At 59.1% G+C, this 23,410-nt stretch carries 18 protein-coding genes; 2 read left to right on the top strand and 16 right to left on the bottom strand.

What is annotated here, in order from left to right; translation table 11 throughout:
- Window positions 1-34 precede the first annotated feature (34 nt).
- Window positions 35-1,312 carry a Gfo/Idh/MocA family protein gene (locus Mal15_RS32315; RefSeq protein ID WP_233903161.1) on the bottom strand — a complete coding sequence of 426 codons (1,278 nt, stop codon included), beginning with the start codon at window positions 1,310-1,312 and terminating at the stop codon, window positions 35-37.
- 263 nt (window positions 1,313-1,575) lie between these two features.
- On the opposite strand from Mal15_RS32315, the gene Mal15_RS32310 reads away from it, so the two are divergent.
- A complete protein-coding gene (locus tag Mal15_RS32310; RefSeq protein WP_147871497.1) occupies window positions 1,576-2,499 on the top strand; it encodes a helix-turn-helix domain-containing protein in 924 nt (307 codons plus the stop codon).
- Window positions 2,500-2,578: 79 nt separating this feature from the next.
- On the opposite strand, the gene Mal15_RS32305 is transcribed toward Mal15_RS32310, so the two are convergent.
- The gene (locus tag Mal15_RS32305; RefSeq protein ID WP_147871496.1) at window positions 2,579-2,917 is read right to left on the bottom strand and encodes a hypothetical protein; all 339 of its coding nucleotides are present in this window, start codon (window positions 2,915-2,917) and stop codon (window positions 2,579-2,581) included.
- A 789-nt stretch (window positions 2,918-3,706) separates the two neighbouring features.
- Between Mal15_RS32305 and Mal15_RS32300 the strand changes: the two genes are divergently transcribed.
- A complete protein-coding gene (locus tag Mal15_RS32300) occupies window positions 3,707-4,915 on the top strand; it encodes an AI-2E family transporter (RefSeq protein WP_147871495.1) in 1,209 nt (402 codons plus the stop codon).
- A 334-nt stretch (window positions 4,916-5,249) separates the two neighbouring features.
- Here Mal15_RS32300 and Mal15_RS32295 read toward each other — a convergent pair whose 3' ends face one another.
- From Mal15_RS32295 to Mal15_RS32230, 14 genes are all read right to left on the bottom strand, one after another.
- Entirely contained in the window at window positions 5,250-6,026 is a 777-nt protein-coding gene (locus Mal15_RS32295; protein WP_147871494.1) for a PIG-L deacetylase family protein, read from the bottom strand.
- Between the two features lie 298 nt (window positions 6,027-6,324).
- The gene (locus Mal15_RS32290; RefSeq protein WP_233903160.1) at window positions 6,325-6,693 is read right to left on the bottom strand and encodes a histidine kinase; all 369 of its coding nucleotides are present in this window, start codon (window positions 6,691-6,693) and stop codon (window positions 6,325-6,327) included.
- Window positions 6,690-7,535 carry a sugar phosphate isomerase/epimerase family protein gene (locus tag Mal15_RS32285; RefSeq protein ID WP_147871493.1) on the bottom strand — a complete coding sequence of 282 codons (846 nt, stop codon included), beginning with the start codon at window positions 7,533-7,535 and terminating at the stop codon, window positions 6,690-6,692. The genes Mal15_RS32290 and Mal15_RS32285 overlap by 4 nt, the downstream gene beginning before the upstream one ends.
- Window positions 7,536-7,547: 12 nt before the next feature.
- Window positions 7,548-8,225, bottom strand: a complete 678-nt coding sequence (locus Mal15_RS32280) for a hypothetical protein (RefSeq protein ID WP_147871492.1) — start codon at window positions 8,223-8,225, stop codon at window positions 7,548-7,550.
- Between the two features lie 292 nt (window positions 8,226-8,517).
- Window positions 8,518-9,003, bottom strand: a complete 486-nt coding sequence (locus Mal15_RS32275; protein WP_147871491.1) for a hypothetical protein — start codon at window positions 9,001-9,003, stop codon at window positions 8,518-8,520.
- 105 nt (window positions 9,004-9,108) lie between these two features.
- Window positions 9,109-13,200 carry an ELWxxDGT repeat protein gene (locus Mal15_RS32270; RefSeq protein ID WP_167547181.1) on the bottom strand — a complete coding sequence of 1,364 codons (4,092 nt, stop codon included), beginning with the start codon at window positions 13,198-13,200 and terminating at the stop codon, window positions 9,109-9,111.
- Window positions 13,201-13,377: 177 nt separating this feature from the next.
- Window positions 13,378-14,574, bottom strand: coding sequence for a TIGR03032 family protein (locus Mal15_RS32265; protein WP_199773775.1), 1,197 nt, complete (start codon window positions 14,572-14,574; stop codon window positions 13,378-13,380).
- A 233-nt stretch (window positions 14,575-14,807) separates the two neighbouring features.
- Window positions 14,808-16,697, bottom strand: coding sequence for a CRTAC1 family protein (locus tag Mal15_RS32260; protein WP_147871489.1), 1,890 nt, complete (start codon window positions 16,695-16,697; stop codon window positions 14,808-14,810).
- A complete protein-coding gene (locus Mal15_RS32255) occupies window positions 16,675-19,575 on the bottom strand; it encodes a multiheme c-type cytochrome (protein ID WP_147871488.1) in 2,901 nt (966 codons plus the stop codon). The genes Mal15_RS32260 and Mal15_RS32255 overlap by 23 nt, the downstream gene beginning before the upstream one ends.
- A 325-nt stretch (window positions 19,576-19,900) precedes the next feature.
- Window positions 19,901-20,167 carry a hypothetical protein gene (locus Mal15_RS32250; RefSeq protein WP_147871487.1) on the bottom strand — a complete coding sequence of 89 codons (267 nt, stop codon included), beginning with the start codon at window positions 20,165-20,167 and terminating at the stop codon, window positions 19,901-19,903.
- Window positions 20,168-20,888: 721 nt separating this feature from the next.
- Entirely contained in the window at window positions 20,889-21,452 is a 564-nt protein-coding gene (locus tag Mal15_RS32245; protein WP_147871486.1) for an isochorismatase family protein, read from the bottom strand.
- Window positions 21,453-21,485: 33 nt separating this feature from the next.
- Entirely contained in the window at window positions 21,486-21,788 is a 303-nt protein-coding gene (locus Mal15_RS32240; RefSeq protein ID WP_147871485.1) for an FmdB family zinc ribbon protein, read from the bottom strand.
- A 90-nt stretch (window positions 21,789-21,878) separates the two neighbouring features.
- On the bottom strand, window positions 21,879-22,481 hold the full coding sequence (gene grpE, locus Mal15_RS32235; RefSeq protein WP_147871484.1) for a nucleotide exchange factor GrpE: 603 nt from the start codon (window positions 22,479-22,481) through the stop codon (window positions 21,879-21,881).
- A gap of 43 nt (window positions 22,482-22,524) precedes the next feature.
- A partial coding sequence (locus tag Mal15_RS32230) for a DnaJ C-terminal domain-containing protein (protein WP_147872786.1) occupies window positions 22,525-23,410 on the bottom strand: 886 nt, incomplete at its 5' end.

Below are 23,410 nucleotides of genomic sequence, written 5' to 3'. Positions count from 1 at the left end.
TGGGACAGCGGTTCTACATTCAATTCGTCAACGGCTAAATCAACTTGGTCTTACCCGGGACGGCGCATGCGGGCTCAGGCAGGTCTCCATTCCAATCCAGATGCGGGGGGAACAGGTCAAGCTTTGATTGCTCAGAAACAAACTCCCAGCTCACCTCTTGGCCGGTGTAGGCAGCCACGCGGCCCATGACGGCCGTCAGTGAGCTCTCCGCCGTTTGTCGAAATTCGACGATCGGCTGACCGGCACGAATCGAATCGACCAAATCCTTGTGCTCCTGCTTGTACGCGTCGGCAATGCTACCTTTCATGGACCAGATCTCGTTTCCGTCACGGTCGACGATCCGCGAACCGCTGCTTCCCGCACCGATGAAAGCGATTCCTTTGCTGCCGTAGATCACGTTTCCATTGTCGCCCTTGGTGCCAGGAATCTGGCGACACATGAACGACAACACACGGTCGCCGGGATAGACATAGTCGATCGACATGCTGTCCCACATTTCACTGTCATCGGGGCGGGTGAACCGGCCACCGCTGCCGAACGCCGTTTGCGGAACCGCCCCCATGACCCAATTCATCGTGTCAATGTTGTGAACCGCTTGCTCGCAGATCTGGTCGCCGGCAAGCCAAGTGAAGTGCATCCAGTTGTCGAGCTGGTACTGTGTGTCGCTCACGCCTTCCTTGCGATTTTTGTACCAGATGCCGTTGGAGCAATATCGGCTTTGAGCACCAATGATCTCACCGATCGCTCCGTCGCGAATCTGCTCGACCGCACCAACGTAGTTGACCTGACGCCGATACTGCGTCCCGGTCACGATCGCGGTTTGTCGCCTGACGGCCTCGGCGTGAGCCTCCAGACAGATGCGGTATCCGGCAGGATCGACACAGGAAGGTTTTTCACAGAAGACATGCTTGCCGGCTCGCGTCGCCTGCAAGGTGTGTGATGGATGGAATCCGGGCGGCGACGCGATCAACACCAAGTCGACTTCGGGATCAGAAAGCACCTCTTTGTATCCGTCCAACCCGACGTGGATGCGACTCGGTTTCACATCGACCTTGGAACCGTGTCTTCGTGACATGCCGGCTAGCGTCCGTTCGCACTTGGAACGGTCAATGTCTGCCATCGCAACCAAACGCACCTTGTCGTTGATCGTGAGTGAATCATTGATCGCGCCGGTGCCACGTCCGCCGCAACCGATCAGACCGATCCGGATCTCTCGGCCGGGGTCGTCCGAAGCCCCGTCCGCTGCGTGCAAACATCGCGAGGTGGTCGTGGCGGTGATCAGGGCAGCGGACATCACGCTACCGTTGCGCAACCACGCTACCGTTGCGCAACAGTGTACGTCGGTCTGATTGGCTCACTTTGGTGGTCCTACGGGTTTCCAAGGCTGGGTGGTCGGAAGACATCAACGGTGCAACCGGACCATTCTGTCGTCCCGGGCAAAGGTTTCCTCGCCCTGCGATGCCAATCCTGGTATTATTTGTGCGCCCACGGGCTTTGGATAACCAAGAGATGCTTTTTCATGCGCCAATTGATGTGTTTTGTGCGCGTTCGCCGGCTCTTCTCGCGAGTCATGCCATGAAACCGTCCTACGAAAAACTGATGCCCGCGAGTGGCCAATCGTTTCGGTGCTTCGATCGCTCCCGGCTTCGATCACCGGTGAAATGGCATCGTCATCCGGAGATCGAGTTGACGTACATCCCCTGTGGTTCCGGCTCACGCATCGTCGGCGACCACATCGACAGTTACACCGACCACGATCTGGTGCTGTGTGGATCCCAGCTACCGCACACCTGGGCATCCGACGAGTATCGTGGCAAACAGTACGACCGGCATCGCGCCCTCGTGACCCAATTTCACCCCGACTTCCTGGGAACCGAGTTCTTCGGCACCGACGAAATGCGGGACATCGCTTGCTTATTACAACGGGCCGATCGCGGCTTGTGGTTTCCAACGCCGATGGCGATCGAAATCGGGCGGCAGATCGAATCGCTGATGCATTGCACGGGAGCCGAGCGGCTGATCGGGCTGCTGAAGATCTTAGATGGGCTCTCACGTTGCAAGGACGCTGTCTCACTGACGAGCGAGCTTTATTGCGTCACCCAAAGGGCTGCAGCGAGCGACGCGACCGAATCGCGGATCCAATCTATCTGTGATCACATTGCCTCGCATCTTTCAGATCCGGACTTGAGCCAGCGCGAGCTTGCTGAATTGGCAGACATGAATGCCTCGGCGTTCAGTCGGTTCTTCAAGCAATCGACCGGACGCACACCCTCGGCCTACATCGGCGAGTTGCGGATCGGTTTGTCATGTCGCTTACTGACCGATACCGACGATTCGGTTCTGTCGATTTGCCATCAGTCAGGCTTTGCCAACCTCTCCAACTTTAATCGCCGCTTTCGGCAGCTTCGTGGCATGACGCCTCGCGACTATCGCACACGATTTCGCACCACCTTTGACTCATCGGAGCGGCAAGGGCGCAAGAGAAAGCAGCCGGCGTGAAGGCCGGCTGCTACTACGTGACGTTCGAGTCGTATCGCTGTGATCACTCGCCCCTCGGTCAAGCTCGGGGCCGAGGTGATCATTCAACTTCGTCGACCGTCTCGCCGTCGTTGTCATCCATCTCCTCGAGGTTATCGGCTCGAGCCTCACCAGCGTTTTCGACGCGATCGGCAATCGTTTCGCCGCGTTCTTCAAGTTGCTCGGCCTTTTCCTCCGCGGATTCCTCAAGCACCGGTCGAGCCGATTCGTATCGCTCTTCGACGTTCTCCGCTGCGGCGTCATAGCCGTCACGGATTTCCGCGGCAACCTCCTGAGAACTGTCACGCACCTGCTCCGCCCGCTCGTCATAGACAGAGTCATCGCAGCCGACGAAGGTCAATCCGATAGCAACAGTCAGTAGAGTGAGAAAGGATTTCATTGTGCTTCCTATTTTGAGATCGGGTTCACAGCCCCCACCGATGCGGCACGCGCCGGGTGACGACCTGCGTTTCTGATGCCTGACGACGATTGCAATCTCTGTGCCAAAACCGCAGCGATCCACAGAGCGTGGGCAGGTGGAGCCAGCAGCAGGTCGAGCGAACAGATTGACAACCACCGCGAACACCGCTGATCGGTCACTCGCGATGCAATTGCCGTCGGAAAACCAGCTGCTCGTTCGACCATCGTCTCTGTCGGATCGGCCCGCATTGCGAGGCGAGGTGGTTCGAACCAGTCGCAGCCATGCTTGGGGAAAAGCGGCCTGCCGATTCACAAGCCCGCAGCACTAGCAAGGGGCGCAGCAGATCCCCTTGCTAGCGTCTCGCTCCTCGTATTGTGCTGTTCGTTCATCGAAAACGATTTAATCAACAGGCCGAAAGGGCACCGGTCGGGGCAAGCGGACGCCCGGCTGAACCGAGAACGACCAGGCTGATGGAAACGACACCGCCGGAACAGGTTGTCGATGTACATCTGCAGCGTTGTTCGGCCTGACGCCAGTCGGCAAGCAGCCAAGTGAAAAACCAGGATGAAGTCGTGGGACACCTGTTCCTAGGTAAGGTCGGCCGACGACGACCTTCGTCGGCTGCCGGTACGCGGTTTGCGTCCCACGTCACCGGCAGACGTTTTTTTGCGTCGACGATCAAAGAAAGAAATTTTCCACCCTGAGACGCGCCGGGTAAATGACGATCTCAAAACGGACGCGTTCAACGATATCGGGGAACGTTGAACCATGAACGACAGATCACTCGATCCAACGACAAATGATTCACGACCGCCCCGTTATGACATCTTCTCGAGTGGGGTTCGCTGGCGTCGCGAATTGGACTCGGTAGCCACTTCGCCGTGGGTGATTTGCATTGCGGTCATTTTGTTGCTTGGTGCCATCTATGTCGCCAGTAACCTGCTGATACCACTGGCCATCGCGGTGATTGCGTACCTGACGCTCCGCCCCGCTGTGGCCAGCTTGTGCCGACTGCACCTGAGTCAAACGACGGCTACCGCAATCATCATCTTGACGTTTTTCTCGATCATCGCAATCGCGGCCACGTTTCTGTACGCTCCTCTTCAACAGTGGCTGTCCGAGGCGCCCGAGAGTGTCAACCGGCTCCGTGAAAAAATCGGCCAAGTCGCGGAACCGCTGACCACAGTCGATCGAGCCGAACAGCAATTGGACACGGCAACCTCTGGGCTGCGGGAGGAGGCGACCGAAGTCACGGTTTCGGTTGAAAAACCAAACATTGTCGACCCGTCGTACCTGATCAACACAACCGGCCATGTCCTGTCTTTCATTGCTGCGATCGGTGTGCTGACGTTTTTCATGCTCTGTAACGGAGACGACCTGCTGAATCGAATCTTGATGGTTTTACCGGACGAAGAACAGCGTGATCAGATCCTTGAGACGATCACGGACATCCAGGACAATGTCGGCAGGTACCTCGGCCAAATCACCCTGATCAACATCGCATTGGGGATCGCAGTGACTGGAGTCATGTGGTTGGTCGGAATGCCGACGCCCTATCTCTGGGGTGCGATGGCGACGTTGTTCAACTTTGTTCCCTTCATTGGTCCGATTGCAGGCACGGTGATCGTTCTTATCGCAGCCGGAACCACCTTCGACTCTTTTTCCAATGTGGCATTGGTGGCTGCTTCCTTTTGGTTGACCACCGCCGTCGAAGGGCAATTTGTGACGCCGGCGATCCTGGGAAAGACGCTTAAAGTCGGTTCACTGGTTGTTCTTGTTGCAGTCGCGTTTTGGGGATTCATGTGGGGATTGCCGGGGATCTTCTTGTCAGTGCCACTGCTGATCGTGATGCGACAGGTTTTTGCGAGCTTCGAAGCGACCTACCCGTTCGCCGTTGTGCTCGGGGAGGATCCGTGCATGCCGGGACAGGATTGTGAACCGATCCAAGAAGACGAACCGATCGCCGAATTGGTTTGATCGACTGCATCGCTTTGTCAGAGCTTCGACGCATGCTGCGAATGCGTGATGACCTGACTGAGGGCACTAAACCAGCAACCTCACCGGCAAGCCCGGCAAGTTTTTTTGTCTCCGGCGGCGTAGGGCGTGAATCAACCGCCGTCCCGAATGGCCTAGTGAGCCGACGGCGCTAGCCGCGGGCCTTGATACGCCTTTAACAGGGCGGCAAGGCCCGAGGCTAGCGCCTACGGCTCATTGTATTGGCTCAGCCGCTCCGGCTGCCCCGTGCTCCAATGCGGTTCGCTGCGCTCACGGGAGAACAGCTGCGACAGCGGTATTACACTGGAGCGGTTCGCTAGCTCGGGGTCTGGCCTTCGACGATGACGTCGGCCAGGGCCGCGCGGAGCGGATCATCGTCGGGGCCGCAGAAACCCCAGTGCAGGTGTTTTCGCCAACCCTCGGCGTATTCAAACCTGCCGCTCATCTTGCCCGTCTCGGCGTTGATGTCACGCATCGTTTGCAGGTAGCTGTCCATCCCTTGGCTCTCATCCAACCACTCTTTTTGGCTGGCATGGCAGGCCAGCAACTCGACCTTTTTGTCGATCAAATCGGAGTGGTCGACGAAGAAGTGCGGCATCACGAGTTCGCCCAGCGGAGTCCGATTTCCGACCGGCTGACAATGATAGACCGTGACCGGTTCAAAGAACGGCGGCACCGGAGGGTCGCTGACCAGGTTCGGCATTCCGTGGGAAAACGCGGCGCTGACCGCCAGACGACAGGCGATCTCGTGGTCTTCCATGTAGTCCGAGGGCGAATGGGTCAGCACGACCGACGGCTTGGCCGCACGAACGATCGCAGTGACCTTGGCCAGGTTTTCAAACGTGTACGATGCGGCCATGTCGGGATAGATCGGAGCATGAAACGTTGCTCCCATCTGCTGACAGGCATCCTGCGCCTCCGCCAGACGCGTCTTGGCACACTCGTCTCGGTTCATCGTCGTGCTGCCACGCGAACCGTCACACAAGTTGACATAGTGCAAGTCCCAGCCGCGGCGCGCGAGCTGTAACATCGTGCCGACCATCAAGTACTCGATGTCATCTGGATGGGCGGCAATGGCAAGAACCGAAGGCATCAAACTCTCCTCTGAAAAATCAACGGAGCGGAAAAAGGGGTCAGGTACGAATGGCACGGGCTTAGTGAGCCGACGGCGCTAGCCTCGGGCCTTGATACGCCTTTAACACGGCGGCAAGGCCCGAGGCTAGCGCCGACGGCTCAGCGTATTGGCTTAAGCCCGTGCCATTCGGGTCAGGTACCAAAAAACAAATGCCCCGAAGGGTGCTTCGCATTTTTGGTACCTGACCCCTTTTCCGCGGCACCCTAAATCTAAAAGTTGACGGGGCACAAGCGTAAACCGTCATCGTGACAAAGGATCAACGATCGAACAATGTGCCGAGCGCGCGATCGAATTGGCCACGCGTCATCACCAGCGGAATCCCCGCCTGCTTGGCCTGGTCCAACCGTGCGACTTGAACGTGCGGCCCATACGCCACGACCCGCGCCCCCGGACAGACCTGGTGACAGCGATCCATTAATCCGTCCACCGCACCACTCCGCGTGGAAAGATCGACGATCACAAATTCGATCCCGCCTCGATCGGGCAGCGATGCGGCCAGCTGAAATTCCAACCCGGCGGATTCGGCGGCGGCGCGAACCCGTGACGCAAACATCAAATCGCCGGACAGAAAGACGACGACCGATCCATCGTCGGGACCGTCGGCAGATTCATCGTCCGAGCTCACTGACGTTTTTCCAATTCCGATTTCATGAATGCCAACCCCTCGGTGGCCAAAGTCATCTCGTCGGAAAACATCTTGCGCCAGATCTTGGTGGCCGCCGCGATCTCCGGCAGCGCCAGTCCGAAGGCTTCGATCACCAGCCATCCGTCGTAGCCGCTTTTTACGATCGCGTCAAAGTTCTCTTGCCAGTTGACGCCGCCTTTGCCCGGCGTGCTGCGATCGTTTTCGCTGATGTGAATGTGGAACAGTTTATCACCGCCGGCCAGAATCGCATCGGTGACACTTTTTTCTTCGATGTTGCTGTGGAAGGTGTCATACATCATCCCGCACGCCGGGTGATCGACCTCGCGGACGAATCGTGCCGAATCGGCGTGGCAATTCAGCAGGTAGCACTCGAATCGGTTCAACGCTTCGACGCCCAGACGCACGCCGACTTGCCCGGCGTGTTCGGCGACCTGACGCATGCTGTCGACACCCCATTTCCATTCGTCGCTGGTCGGACCGGCACCGCTGAACAGCCCGATCGCCGAATGATAAGGCCCCACCAGCGTCTCGACACCGGCGGCGGCACACAGGTCCAACGTCCGCTTGGTCAGATCGACGCCTTTTTGACGCACCGCGGCGTCGGGCGAAATCGGATTGTCTTCTTCGCCGCGAATCGTCACACCGGTGCGACCGAGTCCCAGAGAATCCAATTGCTTGCCGATCGCGGCATAGTCCAAATCAAGGTTGAAAATCGGCAGTTCCACGCCGTCAAAACCGGCCGCCTTCAGTTTTTCACACACCGGGTACATTGCTTCGGTGACTTCGCCGCTCCACAGCAGCAGGTTCATGCCGTACTTCATTGATCGTTCATCCTAGGGAAGGGGTGGAAAAAGCGTCGATCCGTCCGGCGGAGTCAGGAATCGAACACGCCGGGATTCTACCAACTCGCTGGCTTCTTGGAGCCAGGGGAGCACCGAATCCGGCATTTCGGCCAGCCCGACACGCCGCATCACCTGATTGAGTCGCATCAACAACTGGTTGTGGTCCAGATAGTCGTACAGAAATCGGGCTTCGGCGTAGCGACGAATCGCCCCGGCCAATTTTTCAGTCGGCTTTCCCGTGATCTCGTTGACGCAGCGCTGAACCAACTCCGGTGGCGTATCGTCGATCACGCGGTAGTATCGACGAGCGATCTCGGGAAAATCGCGAATCCACAATGCGTCCAACAGCACTTCGATCAGGATGTGACCGACGAACATCGGGCGAAAACCGCGATCACCGGGCAATAAATCACGCAACCCGACGGCCAATTGCAAGTTGGTTTCGACGAACGCCGGCGTGTTGTGAAACCAGCGATCGTCGCGGATATGGTGCAGAATCCCACCGGCGACCTGACGCACCTGGACATCATCCGACTGAAGCGCCGCGGTCGCCATCCGCTCGCGGGCGCGAATGCGCCGATCCACCACGCTCAAAAAATCCGGCACCCCCGTCGAGACCGCGACCAGCGGATCGTCCAAATAGGGAATCGCGTGCGAGAGAAAATTCATGCGCGGACAGGGGAGGGCGGGGCGGTGTGGACGCAGGGCCTGGCCGTTTTCGCTCCGCCCGACTCATAGCGGAAGCGGCCAAGGCTTTCGGCTGTTTACCGGAGAGAACCAGCTGGCGGCTCGTTGGTCGATCCGACTCCACGCTCCCTAGGCTAGCCCGACGCGTAAGCGAGGGGCGCCGCGTGGCCCCTCGCTTACGCGTCGGGCTGGCATGATCACATCGAATTCGGAACTTTGATTGAAATCGACAAGCCGTTGGCGAGTTCCGCGACGGGAAAACAGGCCGCCAAGGTTAAGCAAGATACCGCTCGACCCCCGCCTGCGGATAGCCGTCATAAAAACGTCGAATCCAATGCCGCCCGGACCAATGCTCCAGATGCCGCTCCCACCCCATCCGCTGAAGGAACCGGTCGGAAATTGATCCGTTGGAAACATGGGCCACGATCGCCGATGCACCGCGCAGCCGGGCGATTTCATCCAGCACATGGCAGGCCCCGGCAAAGGACCGATAACCCGCACGACGACCGCTGCGGACGTAGTCCAAGGTCAAGAACGCCGGCATCCCCAGCGGCTGGTGGTAGTCCAGCCAACACAGATCATCGTCGCCGCGACCATAACGGTTCTGCCACCAGACCTGCGCCATCGAGACGCTGCCGTTGACCCAGCGGCGCTGGATCCGAACCAGTTTTCCGGCTTGCATCACGATGCGGCCGCAACGCCAACGACGAATCAAGTCCGGTTGTTGCTGGGGGTTCGTGATCGAGCCGGCGAAGAACATGGTGACAGACCGCGCGAGGAGGGAAGGATCGAGTCGCCAAAACTCTAGCTCGCCCCAACCGGATCGCCGCCGCCTCGGGAAAAATACAGCCAGCTGAAAGACAGCTCAGGAGAAATCCAAACGCGTCAAGAATCGCTGCCCGAATCGACCGTAGTCCTGGCCGTCAACATCACCATCGCCCTCAAAATCGAGCGTTTCATTAAAAGCCGATGCCCCCAACGGCTGCAAGAACGTCTGCCCGAATCGTCCATAGTCTTGACCATCGACGTCGCGATCCCCGTCGGTATCACCGAAGTGTCGGAAGAAGCGATCGGCTTCGGCCGCGCCGTAATGGAAATCCGCCGCCATCGCGACGCCGCTGACGGGCGATGAGACCAGGCCGCTCAGGATGGTCAATTGGTAATTGCCGTCGGCGAGTGAATTGCGCAGCCCCGTCGTGCCGTTGGGGTCGCGGTCGACGACCGACGGCCCGCTGCCGAACGTGACTTCGACAAAGGTCTGGCCCGATTCGAAGCGACGATCGATGATCAGCGACGTCAACGACGTATTGGTATCTCGATTGACCAATTGAACCGCCCCCGCTGGAACATCGACGTTGCCGTCAAACACCACCGTCACCTGATCCACGGTCGAACGCTGCAAATGCTCGACCGCCGCCCCCGCCTGTCCACCGACGATCACATCGACCACCGCCGGAGACACCTCCTGCAGCGTGAACAGCTCGCGTCCAAAGGGACCGTTCTCGGCAACAAAGTACAACTTGCCTCCGATCTCGATGATCTCGTCGGGATCGCTACCGAACAACTCCGGCGGATAAAGGTCCTCGACCAACAACGTCAGCGCCTCGCTCCCATCGGTCGACCACAATTCGCGATCGTTGTTGATCGTTCCGGCGGCGCTCAACAGCAGCCGATTTCCGGTGTCGTACAACGGGACCGGCTGACTGCCTCCGCCGGATTGAATGTCCGAAACCAGCGTCGCATTGCCTGCCGCCCCGGTCGTTTTCCAAAGCTCTTCTCCGCTGCCGCCATCGTCGGCGGAAAAATACACCTCGCCGAGCGCCGGGAAAAAACCGCCGGGATCACTGTCTGCGTTGCCGGGATTGATGTTCGCGATTTGATACGTGCCGATGCCTGTTCCGTCGGAGCGATAGGGTTCGAAACCGTCCGCCCCGTTGTCGGCCGAAAAGTAAAGCGTTCCGCTGACATCGGCCAATGCGGTGGGATTCGAACCGTTGCCTCCGCTGCGAAGGTCCGCCACCAAGTGTGTCGTCCCCAAACTGTCGCGCCGCCAAAGCTCTCGCCCGTTGACGCCGTTGTCGGCGGTGAAAAACAACTCGTTTCCGACGACCGTCAAATCCTCCGGCGATGAGTCAAAGGTGCGATTCATGTCATTGGGATCGACCACGCCGTTGATGTCCATCACCAGACTGACCGCCGTTCCGTCGGTGCGGAATAATTCTCGGCCGATGTCCTTCATGTTGACACCCGCAGTGACCGTCTCGGACGAGGTGTCGGCCGAAAAGTACAGAAAACTCTCCAACGCGACCAATTCCATCGGATTGCTGCCGGCCGACCCTGGGATCAGATCCCAAACCATTTCCGCCGGACCGCTGCCGTCGGTTTTCCACAATTCGTTGCCGCTGACTCCATCGTCGGCGACAAAATAAATCCAACCGTTGGCGATCACGAACATCGTCCCGTTCTCATCCAACTCCACCGGTCGCCGATCCGACAATTGCCGCGTCGGCCCGTTCGGGTCGGTCAGGTAAACTCCTCCCGCGGTGCCCAGCGAGTTGTTGTAGAAAACGATTTGTTCGGTCAACGCACTGTACACCGTCAAGGTCGAAATCCTGTCGGTGCTCGATGGTGAAATGTCCTCGTACAATTCGACCGTTCCCGCCACCGTGTCGGCCTTCCAGATCGCCTCGCCGTTGATCCCATCGTCGGCGACGAAGAAGAGATCGGTGCCGAAGAGAACCAGATCTCTGACGTCGGCATCTTGGGTGGACGGGTTGATGTTGACCAACACCTCGGTGCCCAGCGGGTCGCCGTCGGTGATCCACAGTTCGCGGTCCCGCGCCACATCGGTCGCCGTGAAAATCAACTGGCCGTCCACTTCACCCAACAACCGCGGTGCTCCATCCAGCGGCGCGCCGTACAAGTCGTTTCCCGGCAGCGAATCGACGACCTGCATCGTGCCTTCCGCGGTGCCATCGGACATCCACAATTCCAATCCGTCGTTGAAGACATCGTCGGCCGCGAAGTACAGTTTGCCTCCGGCCTGCGTCAAATCCGATGGATTGGAACTGCCCATCGGAACAATGTCCTTGACCATCACCGTCCCCTGCGGTGTCCCGTTCGTCTTGTGCAACTCGCGTCCGGCATCGACGACCTGAGTCGTTTCCGAACTCAGATCGGCGGAAAACGTCGCACCGACAACAAAGGCTTCGTTGCCGCCGTCGGGATAATTGGCGAACATCGAATTCCCGATCGACAATCGCACCGTGGCCGTCGTCACGGACGCACCACCGGGATCGGAAAGATTGACGTTGTCGGCGTCGCGGCCGAGATACCAGTTGTCCAGTTCCGGCCCCGAAACCGTCGTGCTGCTCGTCGGCGTGGAACTACCGTTTAGAAACAACTCGAACAACAAACCTTCGGCGTCACCGGGCGTGCTGGTCGTCAATTCATTCCCCGAGGCGAACCCCGAGAAGGAGAGATTGGCCAGCCCGGCGGGATCGGACAGCGTCCACTCCCAGGCATTGACCACCAACTCGCCTTCGTCGATGTCCTCGACATACAGATCGCCGACTTCGATCGACTGCAATCCGACGCCCGCATCACCGATTCGGGCACCGGAAGAAACCCAACCCAAGTTATTATTTGATCCGCCCTGGGCCGTGCTATTGAAGGTGATCGATGCATTGAAGCCCGACAGCGTCCCGCCGTATGCCGTGATCGTCTCGGCGACGATCCCCGCATAATTGCCGTTGACCACGCGTGAGTTGTCCGCCGTCATTGTGGGCGAACTGACCGAGATCCTTGTCGCCGGCACCGCTCCGCTGGCGGCAAAAAACAACTCCTCACCCATGACTTCCAAACCGATCGGCACAGACGAACCGAGCCCCTTGGTCGTGTCCGCAACCAACGTGATCGTTGAGCCGTCGGATTTGAACAAATGGCGCCCGCCCGTTCCGTCGGATGCCGCAAAGAACAGCTCGCCATTGAACGACGTCAACTCTTCCGGATACGACGAGCCGACGGGATTCAAATCCGCTACCCGCACCGTCCCTGATTCGGTTCCATCACTCTTGTACAACTCCACACCATCGACGTAGTCCTCGGCAGCAAAGAACAGCAAACCGTTGTGGTTGGTCAAGAACGTCGGATTCGAACTGAATGTCGGATCGTCGTCGGCCGGTCCGGGATCGATGCCGGGGTCAATTCCCAAGTCGGCAACCATCATGGTGCCCTCGGCCGTCCCGTCGCTCTTCCAAAGCTCGCGGTTGTAGTAACCGTCGTCGTAACTGGTAAAGAACAGCGTGCCGTTGACATCGGTCAGCTCTTGAGGCCGGTCGATGACGAACTGGTCCGGGTTGATGTCTTTGACCAACGCCGTTCCGCCGCTGGTGCCATCGTGAACCCAAAGCTCATACCCCGTCGCCGGCTCGTAAGCGGTGAAGAACAACTTCGTCCCCGACGCGGTCAGGTCGGTCAAGTAGTACACACCGGACGCATCGGCGTCATAAACTTTGACCGTCCCTGATTCAGTCCCATCGGTTTTCCACAAATCCGTTTCGTCGTTTTCATCCAAGGCGGTGAAATACAACTCATTGCCCAGCACCGTCAAATCGGCCGGTACCGACGCGTCCGGCCCGGGCAGCAGATCCTTGACCATCACCGTCCCGTCGACGGTCCCATCGGTCTTCCAAAGCTCGGCACCATGTTTGCCGTCGTCGGCTACAAAAAATGATTCATCACCCAGCCGGACGACCTGCTCAATCCCCGATGACACGCCAAGCGTGTTGATGTCCTGGAACAGATCGATCGCAAACGTCAAAAGCTCTCGCCGTTCCAACGATTCGATCGCCGCCCCCAACCGACGACGGCGTGATCGTCGAAGCAAGGCTCGGTCACGTTTCGCATCGGAATGTTTTCGCTCGTCGGAGCGGAGCGAACCGAGTGGTGCTGCCAATGGCCGCGATCGCAATCCATCCATCGGGGGCGTCTCAAGAGAGGTCGAGCGTGATCAGGTTGCAGAGAAGCACGCCTGGATCCACGGCAGCGCACCAAACGTGACGCCGACTTTATCCACATGACAAGGGCCGCATTATAGCCAAACGCCGCCATCGCGGCCGCATCATCGGATGTTTCAGCAAATCCGGTTTCTTTGAACGCACACGCCTTCGCCCACGTCCACGATCGCGTCGACCTGGTCGGCAAGCGGAACCACCCAAACGGGCCGCTGCTCATCCTCTCGCGGATAGGGGCCGCACAGCACGGTACGACGACTTCCCGCAATCACTTGAACATCAAACAGCTCTTCGACGCCGCTTTCGAACTCGACAAACGCAAGGCTCTGCCCTGTCATCCAATCGATCACGACCACACCACAACGCATCGCGGTCCGGTCCTCGCAGATCGGCACCCCTCCAAAAACGGAGGTCTCCCTCGCCCGACTCATTCCGACAAACGCGTACCGATCATAAAAGGCCAAACCGCGGCCATAACCCGGATAAGACGCCACGTCCTCGGCGCGACCACTCTGCTGGTCGATCGTGACCAACTTGCCTCGACCGCTATCGAGCAGAAACAGTCGGCCGCCATGCAAACGCGGCGAGTGCGGCATACAGAATCCCCGTGCGATCGTTTGCCCACTGGGCACATCGATCAATACACCGCCATCGGACTTGTTCTCACGCCAGCCGCGCGCCGCGTCGCTTTCCCCCAGCGCGCTGACGTACCTCGGCTTTCCGTATTGCATCGCCATCCCATTGAGATGGCATCGATCTTGGGGCGCCAGTTCGCTGATGAACGGGGGCTGCCAGCGGGGGACAAAATTAAACTCCGCGTGCAACGTCGACAAACACGAAAACAAGGTGTTGACGATCCACAATTGACCGTCATCCCCCCACTGCATCTCGTGCACATGAATGTTCCCCGTGACAAACGATTCGCGGGCCAAAAACGCCCGGTCATAAGCCCCCGCCGGATCGACCTGCTGCGCCAGCGCCGCTCCATCGCGCAGGAACCAGATCACATTGGGTCCTCCGACCGCAATCGACGACGTTGTAACGCCTCCGGGTTGCACGGTCTGATGCGGTGGCGCGATCCCCATCGCCTGTTGGAAATTGGAGAACCCCAAGTGCAGCCGACCATCGTTCGCGCCGATGCTGACCACCTTTCCCGCCGCGTAGGTCGAAACCAACAACGAACAGCCGAGGTGCTCCAACAGCGGAACGAATTGCGAGCTGTGCCGGTAATTGATCTCCCGCATCGCGGCAGGCCGCCGGCCCGGTGCCCCGGTGGAACTTTCCGACTCGCCTGCGGGTTGCTGTTGGTGGTCCATCGACTCGATTGGGGTGGAAGGGGAACTGCCGTCGACACGGTGACGCCTCCGTGCGGCAACATCGTTAGATCCTCAAATGCTCCGCCCGACGGGTTGAAGCCGCTCTCATCCCCGGTCCTTCTCCCCCGCAAAGCCGGGGGAGAAGGGAGCCATGGTAAGCTGTGTCGACAACAGTGCTGTTGGAGAGGATGACTCGCGAAACGACGTGACTGCCGACGAACAAGAGCCACAGCCTAGGGGATCTCCGCCGACGCGGGGCGCTGGATCACGTGGCTTTGATCCACGGCCAAGGGATCGATCTCCTGGTGCGCCCCGTCGGCCCAATGGACCGTGATCCGGTCCACCTTGTCGGCGGCCCCCAGCCCGAACGTCAGCGGCAGCTCGACTTGCGAAAGATAGCTTCGCGTCGGCATCACCTGCTGTCGAATGATCTCGTCACCAACCTTGATTTCGACCCATGAGCCGATCGCATCGCGATTGCAGTGTTGGCCGTCGCCTTCCAACTTCAATCGCAACCAATGATGGCCGAGTTGTTGGTCGTTGCGCAACAACCGCGGCGCCCGCCCGGTGGCGGTGATCAGCAAGTCCAAATCGCCGTCGCCATCGATATCGGCATAAGCCGCACCACGCCCGGCCATCGGCCGCAGCAAGTCCTCTCCGACGTGTGACCGGTCGGCCGCCAAGAACTCCGTCCCGTGTTCCGGTCCGGCGTTCCAAAACAGTTGAGGCGGCTGTTCGTAATGCTGACTCGGTTGCACCCGGTTGATGTCTTCTTCCAAGTGACCGTTGGCACAAAACAAATCCGATCGACCGTCCAAGTCATAGTCGACATAGACCAAACCGAACGTCAACAACAACCGCGTGCTCGGCCCCAGTCCGGTTGAGACTGCTTCGTCATAGAACTGCATGCGTCCGAACTTGGTCACGTACAGCGCCGTCATTTCGTTGGAAAAGTTGCCGATCGCCACGGCCAGGGCTTTGCGACCGCGGAACGAGGCGACGTCGATTCCCATCGCGCCGCGGGCGTTGCCGCTGGAATCAAACGCGATTCCCGTCAGCGCGCCGACCTCGGTGAAATGGCCTTTCCCGTCGTTGCTGAGTAACAGGTTCTGAACCGTGTCGTTGGCGACGATCACATCCAGCGTCCCGTTGGCATCGAAATCACAGAACGCCAACCCCAGTGACTTGCTGAGCGGCACACCGGTCGACGGGTTGCGAATTTGAATCCCGGACTCCTCCGAGACGTCGGTAAATGTGCCATCACCCTCGTTGCGATACAGATAGGGGAACGTGCCTTCAAAGTTCTGCGGACGACCGTATGCCCGTCCGCCTCCGACCAGCTGAAAGTCTTGCGACTGATCGTACTCGCGGCTCCATCCCACGTAGTTGCAGACGAACAGATCCAGATCGCCGTCGTTGTCGTAATCGAACCATCCCGCGCTCGTACTCCAACGATCCTCCTCGCCGGCCACACCGGCCAGATCGGTCACGTCTTCGAACCGGCCCTCGCCGACGTTGCGAAACAGGTGGTTGTGGTGAAGACTGGCGATGAAGACGTCGACGCGATCGTCGTTGTCAAAGTCACCGACCGCGACACCCATCGCATAGTCCGTCAGGTCCAACCCCGAGGTCTCACTGACATCGACGAACTGACCGCCATCGTTGCGATACAGCACCGATTTGGACAGTCGATCACTGGGCTCGTCCCACGGCCAATCCTTACTATTAATGAACAGAATGTCCTGATCGCCGTCGTTGTCGAAATCGAACACGGCCGCCCCGCCCCCCATCGTCTCGGGCAACAACTTGTCGCCGACCGCTCCGTTGTTGTGCACGAATTCGATCCCGGCTTCGGCAGTGATATCAGTGAACGTCACCTTAGGCACTTGCACATCAGGCATTTCGCGAACGCTGACTTTCGCCAACTCGGATTCGCGGACCGGCGGTGCGGCCTCGGGCCGTGACAAATAAAACGCCAGCGTGCCGCCGACGGCGACCAGTGCGATCAACGCCACCAGCGATCGCCGCAACGCACGACCGATTTCGGCATCGTCACGGAGCACTTCCTCCTCTTCCTCTTCCACTGCTTTCGGTTTCATCTCAACCGCCTGCGGATTGGACATCGGTCGCCTCCCTTTTTTCTTGACGGGTAATCGCTTGCGTTTCATCGGGTTCGGGCTGTTGTAATTGGCGATCCAAGGGGTAGATCACGACCGCTTCGGCCGCGTGATTCGCCGCGGGATACTTTTCTCGGGCCAGCCGAATGGCGCGGCCCTGGGCGTTGTCGTCCGGCTTGTATCGAAGATGCAACTCGCGATGCACGGCCGCGTTCTCGGTGTCCTCCAACGTCTCGTACAAGAGCTGCAGGTTGTGGTGCGCGGTGACATTTTCGGGATCGATTTGCAACGTCTTCTTGTAGCGTTCGACCGCTTCGTCGAAGTAACGTTGGCTTTCCTCTTCGCGACCCTGGCGGTCCCGAACGACTCCCAAATCGAACAGCGTTCGCCCCAACAGGTTGATGACTTCGATGTCCAAACTGAAATCAAAACCGCGACGTTGCATGTCCTCGGTGTTGTCCTCCAACACGCTCCGCAAGTTCTGCTCGGCTTCGACCAGCCGGCCTTGCTGTGAATTGACCACACCGGAAAGCCACGCCCACGTCCACCGCGGGAAACCCTCGGTGTCACTGTAACTCTCGGCACGATTGAGCGCTTCGACCGCTTCGTCCAGACGCCCTTCCATGTTCAACACGCGGGCCAGGTTCATCGGCCCGTCGTATCGGTCCAGCTTTTCCACTTCGGTGAACGCCTCTTCGGCCTGACGCAGTTCCGCTTTCCCTTTCAACAGCAAACCGATGCCGTAGTCATTCCAGCGTTGCCATTGGGGGATCTCACGCGGCTCGTTTTCCACCACCGCGTCGCTCCCCTCGACCGGGAACACGATCGAATCGACCGCCATTGTCGTGATCGGCAACTCGTTGACGTAATCCTCGCCTGGCTGGTGGCCACGAATCATCCGCCCCAATTGCTCGTTCTTCTTGGCGACGAAATCCATGTACCGTTGGTCAAACTTTCGGTACTGCAATTTCAACTCGACCTTGACCGGCGCGGTGACATCATCGGGAATCTTCAACCCATAGTGCACCGTCTGGCCCGCTCCCGGCGGGATTTGGTGGTTGTACAGGGGCGTGAAGATGTCTTGCGGATTGCGTCGATCGATGCGGTTGCCGTCCTTGTCCAACATGAACACGTTGACAAAGTGCGACCAAGGATCGACCTCGTTGTGTTTTTCGTTGTTGATTGCTCCGCTGCGACCGATCACGCGGTCTCCGCTGGTCACGGTGACGTCCAACCAGATCTCGTTGGAATCGACCGTGCCCTGCGAGAACAAGTGGCCCAGCTTCAACGTCCGGATCACCGTTTCCAACAGGTAGGTTTCACCGGGCTTGAGTGTGGGCAGCTCGGGACGCAGCGGCGCGGTCAGCTTGCCGTCGATCTCGCCCCCTTCGCGAACGCCGAAGATGTCGACGCGCACGATGTCCTGCAAATACTCCTGATGCGCGGTGATGATGTCTTCGCGATCTCTCAGCCATGCGATCCCCGTGTTTGCCGACGGGAACAGGTGATCGTGAACGCTCAGCTCCGTCGCGTCATCGAACATTTTCGCGCCGAAGTCATCCGACGCCACCAACGGCATGTGACACTTGCTGCAGTTATCGACCGCTTTGGGCGGATAGTAGAAACTGCGAGCCCCGTGACCGGAAACACCGCTGAACAAGTAAGGATCGTAGTGGTTTTGGCCGCGCAAGAACTCCTTGTAGTGGTTGAGCGCCTCCGGCAGGTGGACCTTGTGGCACGTCGAACAGAATTCCGCCGTCTTGTGGAACGGCTTCAAAAACGTCTTCTTGTGAAACGACGGCTTCGCTTTGACCAGTTGATTGTTGACCCACTGCAGAAGCGAATTGTCGCTGCTGGCAAACGGGTAATGCAGCGGTTCTTCGATCGTGTAATCCGCGTTGCCGCGAACACTGTTGACATTGGTGATCGCGTGACACGCCGTGCACGTGATTCCGGCACTGGCCGTCTTGTGCTCCAGCATGTCGAAGTTGGGATCGTCAAACGCACCGGAGAAAAACGGGACGGGGTCGTGACAACCGGCGCACCAACGTGAGGCCTGGACGGATCCATCACGCTGCAGCGAAACCTCCCGCGTCTCGCTGACGCTGGCAAAGTAGGGCGGGTTGTTGAAGGAACTGAATCGGTGAACGCTGTCGCTCCAATCCTTGTGGATATCGGCGTGGCACTTCAAACAGTATTGATCGTTCATCAGCGCGTCGGCGGGAATGAAGTTCCCGCTGGATGTCCGCGCCAGAGAGGGTTCAAAGTATTGCGTCCCCGATTCGGGACCGACGGCGTTCCACTGTCGCGGATCCTGCATCTGCAACACCACCATGACGGCGATCGCAGCGCCCGCAACGCCGGCGAACCTCATCCCGATCTGCCACTTGATTCGCGGTCCCGCCAGACGGTGCAGCCAGTACAGCCAAACCGCCGCCAAGGGACACGCGACATGCAACCAGTACACCGTGTTGCGGGCAAGCGGCTGCTTCAGATCAAACCCGCCGATTCGCACCAGCAACGTCCCCGTCGCCAGAATCACCAAACTGACCGCGAACAACGCATACCCGATCCGCACGGCCCGCCGATTGCGGCGATTTTTGGTGTTCCACATGTGGACGAACCCAAAAATCACCAGCGGCAAAATCAGAATCAGCCCCAGCACCAAGTGCGCCAGGAACATGTATTGGTAGTAAAAGTCCTGATAGGTTTCTTCGCGCAACCACTCCAAAAAGGTGACCAGGGCCAGATAGCCCGAGTTGGCGAACAGCAGAGCAACAAGAACAAAAATAAAGTAAAGCAGTTTCCGAAGACGCGGCCCGACGGCGCGCACGTACTTCTTGCGAGGCGCCGCGGGGGCGGCGCCGGAAGCAACGGATGACATCAATGAATTCCCAGCGAGATGAGTTGACCAACTTGGGCGCCGCCTCCGCAAGTTCGGCAGGCGTCGCGACCGGACGCGGCCCCTTCAGGCCTCGCCCACACGTCAAACAATGAATCGTCGCGGTAGAGCAGTGCAGGCACCTCGGCGGCACCGAATCACCGATCGGCTTCGGTCATCGACGATTCTCGGCAATCGACACGCCGCGCAAACACACGGGCATCGAGCTTCACCGTCGTCAAACCGCAATTGGCGGCTGCACAGAAGAACGGCCGACCGACCAGGCACAGATGCCCGCCGATGAACGTTCATCGCGACAACGAGAGAGCTAGCCTCGGGGAGGCCGCTCGATCGGGGACGCATGTCCGCTAGGAAGATGGATCAATTCGTCTCGCTCAAACCGTGCCGGAAACAATTCCACATCGGCGCGCAACTGCGACGGACAAACCGCGTCGTGATGCTCGCGCTGGACTTGAGGGGACGGCGGCGTGGCCGGCGAGAGCGGACCGACAGGCGACTGCCGGCACGTCGGGCCGTCGCAAGGTCGCGGGGCCGACGAAGCGTCGTCGGCCGATTCGCCATCGTGCTGCGACATCGCGACTTCACCCGGATGCGCCAACCAATCACCACAGCTCGCATCGGCACGACGAGACGCGAAAACGCCTGCCGTGAGGATGACAAGAAGGGTCAGGAGAACGTGACGCAGCATGTGCTGTGAATCGGAAGAGCATCGGAGGAGACGGGGCCGAGTAATAGATTACGGCGTGGCCCCCCCAATGTCAATGAAAACGCCGCAAAGAGGGGGCGAGAACGGTGCAGATGGACTTGTGCGGCGGCCTTCACCGACCGTTCTCTCTGCTGGGAATTTCCCCCCTGGAAGCCAATGGTAGTTTCACACATCGGTTCGAAATTTGGGGACATGGCTCCGCTCTCCCTAAAACAGATCGCGCAAATAGAAGTTCGATCACAGAGTGAAGTCGACTGCGATCTGTTTTGGGGAGAGGGGTTGGGGGTGGGCTGGCGAAAATCAATGGCACTTGGAACGTTGGGTAGGTTCGGAGACGTTCAGCGATTCTGCTGGATCCCTCGATTGCAAATTGCAGACTGTTCATTGCAAAATTCAAATTTGCCGGGAATCGTCGCTCAAATCATTTCGCAATTTGCACTGTTCATTTTGCAATTTTCAATCGTTGCCGGTTCACCAGTTTTCGACGCCACCTACTTTTCATCAGGCCTGATCGGGAGTGAGGGGCCGTCCACCCAAGCCATCTGTGCCTCATCCTCATGGCTTTTGGCAGGCCGCTGGCCCCCCGAGCTCAGAGGTTCTTGACGATCCGGCTGATCGCTTTGAATTGCGGGTGATCGGCGGTTCCGAGCCACTGGAACAGGACCGATTCCAAACTGCTGATCGTGACGCCTGATGAACGCATCTGCTCGATCGCCAACTCGTGTTCCCATCCCCCGCGGGCCGCGACCGCTTCGGCGACCACGAACGGATGCAGACCTTCTTCGGCAAGATCCAACACCGTTTGCAAGACGCAGACGTGCGTTTCGATGCCGCAGATCAAAATCTGATCGCGGCCTGCGGCGATCCAAGCATCCAACGCGCGCCGGCACACCGCCGACGAAAAATCAAGCTTCTCCTCGGCATCTGGAAAACGCCGGTCCAACGGTGCAACCAACCCGCCGAGCCCCTTGGGATACTGCACGGTGGCCGCCGAGGGAATGCCCAACAGATCCGCCGCCTCCAGCAGCGACTCGGTGAATTGCACCGCGTCCTCGCCCGAGGGGATCGCCGGGACCAATTTTTGCTGGAAATCGATCACCAGGACGGCCGAGCGATCGGCGAACAGTCGACGTGATGACAGCTGGTGCGGCATCGTGGACTCGGGGTTGGGGTTGGCCGCGGGGGATCAGTCAGACGAGCTCGACTTGGCGCCGCTGGACTTTGCCTTCGAATCGCCCGACTTGGATTCCGACTTGGTTTCGCTGGTCGATTTCTTGTCTGCTTTGGCGGCCTTCTTGTAGCCTTCGCTGCGGTAATCCGTTTGGTAGAAACCGCTGCCCTTGAACACGATCGCGGCGCCGCTGCCGAACAAACGCTTCAGCTTCAGCTTGCCGCACTCGGGGCATTTCTTTTTGACCGGGTCGTTAATGCCTTGGAACAGCTCCATTTCGTGTCCGCAAGCACCGCATTCGTAATCATAGGTCGGCATCGATGTGATCCCAAAGGTGAATGAATTGCAAAACCAAACGCTCTACCTACCACGAACCGCCACCGAGGCGGTGTACTGCCGGCCCAGTTGCTATGCGGGTCCGGTGCTGACAACCACTTGGCTGGGTCGGATCACACGATCGTGAAGCTTGAATCCGGTCACGGCAACGTGGGCAACTTTCCCACTTTCAACGTCGCTGGGGATCTGCGAGATCGCTTCGTGCACATTGGGATCAAACACCTCGCCTTCGGCGGGGATCTCGACCACACCGTGTTTGCCCAATACGTCGTCCATCTGCTTGATGACCATCGCAACGCCCTCGAGTAACCCGCTGGCTTGCTCACCGGACTGCGCCGCCTCGATCGCACGACTCAAGTTATCGCGGACCTGCAACAAATCGACGATCAAGTCGGTGGAGGCGAACTTGAGTTGGTCTTCGTAATCGCGGCGCATCCGCTTGCGAAAGTTCTCGGCCTCCGCCTGGGCCTGCAACACGCGTTTGTCGGCTTCGGCGGCGGTCAATCGCAACCGCTCCATTTCCTCGTCCCGTGTCGGCGGAACATCCGCGACCGAATCGTCCAGCAATGCCTCGTCGGTCGATTGCCCCGCATCGGCTGAGGGACCTTCGTCGGCGGAAGGCTCTTCCTCGACCGAGTTTTCGATTTCCAGTTCTGTTTTTCCGTCGCTATTCATGATTCTTCGCAATCACAGATTAAATGAACTTAAAAGTGAGGCCCTAAAACAGATCGGCTACTTTTTCCAGAAAGGTCTTTCGGTGCGGCAACACCGATTCGCTATCGAGTTCGGCCAATTTACGTAGCAGCTCTTCTTGTTCGACACTCAGGTGTTTGGGGACTTCGATAAAGACCTGCACGAGCAGATCACCGACTCGGCCCCCGCGTGGATCGACGACACCTTTTCCGCGGACGGTGAAAACTTCGCCGTTCTGCGTGCCCGGTTCGATCCGTAACTTTTCCGGCCCGTCCAGCGTGGGGATCTCGATCTCCGCGCCCAGGGCGGCCTGGCTGTAGGAGATCGGCAATTGCAGAATCAAGCTGCTGCCGTCGCGTTTGAACAGCTCGTGCTCTTTGACGGTGATAAAGCAGTAGCAATCTCCGGGCGGGCCGCCATCGGGGCTCGCTTCGCCTTCGCCTTGGACACGCACGCGCATCCCGTCATCGACACCGGCGGGAATCTCGACGGTCAACTCCGCTTTTTCGCTTTGCAGTCCCGTGCCACGGCAATCGCTGCACGGCTGGCTGATTTGTTGTCCCGCACCGCCGCAATGCGGGCAGGCGGTTTGCACGCGGAGGATGCCGGCCGATTGGACGACTTGTCCGCGACCGCCACAGGTCGCACAGGTTTCCGGTTGGCTGCCGGGGGCCGCACCGCTGCCTTCGCAGGTCTTGCAGCCGACGTTGCGCCGGAAGGAAAGGTCTTTACTGACGCCCTTGGCCGCCTCGTCCAACGTCAACGTGACGTTGCAACGGATGTCGGCTCCGCGTCGCGACCGCCGCCGTCGACCACCACCGCCGCGTCCGCCGAACAGATCGCCGAACATGCCGCCGCCACCGCCGAACATCTCGCCGAAGGCCTCAAAGATATCCTCGACGTCGTTGAAC

Origin of the sequence: Stieleria maiorica (assembly GCF_008035925.1) — a bacterium.
Lineage (GTDB): Bacteria > Planctomycetota > Planctomycetia > Pirellulales > Pirellulaceae > Stieleria > Stieleria maiorica.
The sequence above is the reverse complement of the archived record's forward strand: the minus strand, read 5'-3'. Positions and strand labels throughout refer to the sequence as shown.

What these genes read in the sequence shown, in the direction of transcription:
- Mal15_RS32310 (WP_147871497.1), top strand. Translation starts at nt 1,576, where the DNA reads ATGAAACCGTCCTACGAAAAACTGATGCCCGCGAGTGGCCAATCGTTT.
- Mal15_RS32305 (WP_147871496.1), bottom strand. Translation starts at nt 2,917, where the DNA reads ATGAAATCCTTTCTCACTCTACTGACTGTTGCTATCGGATTGACCTTC.
- Mal15_RS32300 (WP_147871495.1), top strand. Translation starts at nt 3,707, where the DNA reads ATGAACGACAGATCACTCGATCCAACGACAAATGATTCACGACCGCCC.
- Mal15_RS32295 (WP_147871494.1), bottom strand. Translation starts at nt 6,026, where the DNA reads ATGCCTTCGGTTCTTGCCATTGCCGCCCATCCAGATGACATCGAGTAC.
- Mal15_RS32285 (WP_147871493.1), bottom strand. Translation starts at nt 7,535, where the DNA reads ATGAAGTACGGCATGAACCTGCTGCTGTGGAGCGGCGAAGTCACCGAA.
- Mal15_RS32280 (WP_147871492.1), bottom strand. Translation starts at nt 8,225, where the DNA reads ATGAATTTTCTCTCGCACGCGATTCCCTATTTGGACGATCCGCTGGTC.
- Mal15_RS32275 (WP_147871491.1), bottom strand. Translation starts at nt 9,003, where the DNA reads ATGTTCTTCGCCGGCTCGATCACGAACCCCCAGCAACAACCGGACTTG.
- Mal15_RS32265 (WP_199773775.1), bottom strand. Translation starts at nt 14,574, where the DNA reads ATGGACCACCAACAGCAACCCGCAGGCGAGTCGGAAAGTTCCACCGGG.
- Mal15_RS32260 (WP_147871489.1), bottom strand. Translation starts at nt 16,697, where the DNA reads ATGTCCAATCCGCAGGCGGTTGAGATGAAACCGAAAGCAGTGGAAGAG.
- Mal15_RS32255 (WP_147871488.1), bottom strand. Translation starts at nt 19,575, where the DNA reads ATGTCATCCGTTGCTTCCGGCGCCGCCCCCGCGGCGCCTCGCAAGAAG.
- Mal15_RS32250 (WP_147871487.1), bottom strand. Translation starts at nt 20,167, where the DNA reads ATGTCGCAGCACGATGGCGAATCGGCCGACGACGCTTCGTCGGCCCCG.
- Mal15_RS32245 (WP_147871486.1), bottom strand. Translation starts at nt 21,452, where the DNA reads ATGCCGCACCAGCTGTCATCACGTCGACTGTTCGCCGATCGCTCGGCC.
- Mal15_RS32240 (WP_147871485.1), bottom strand. Translation starts at nt 21,788, where the DNA reads ATGCCGACCTATGATTACGAATGCGGTGCTTGCGGACACGAAATGGAG.
- grpE (WP_147871484.1), bottom strand. Translation starts at nt 22,481, where the DNA reads ATGAATAGCGACGGAAAAACAGAACTGGAAATCGAAAACTCGGTCGAG.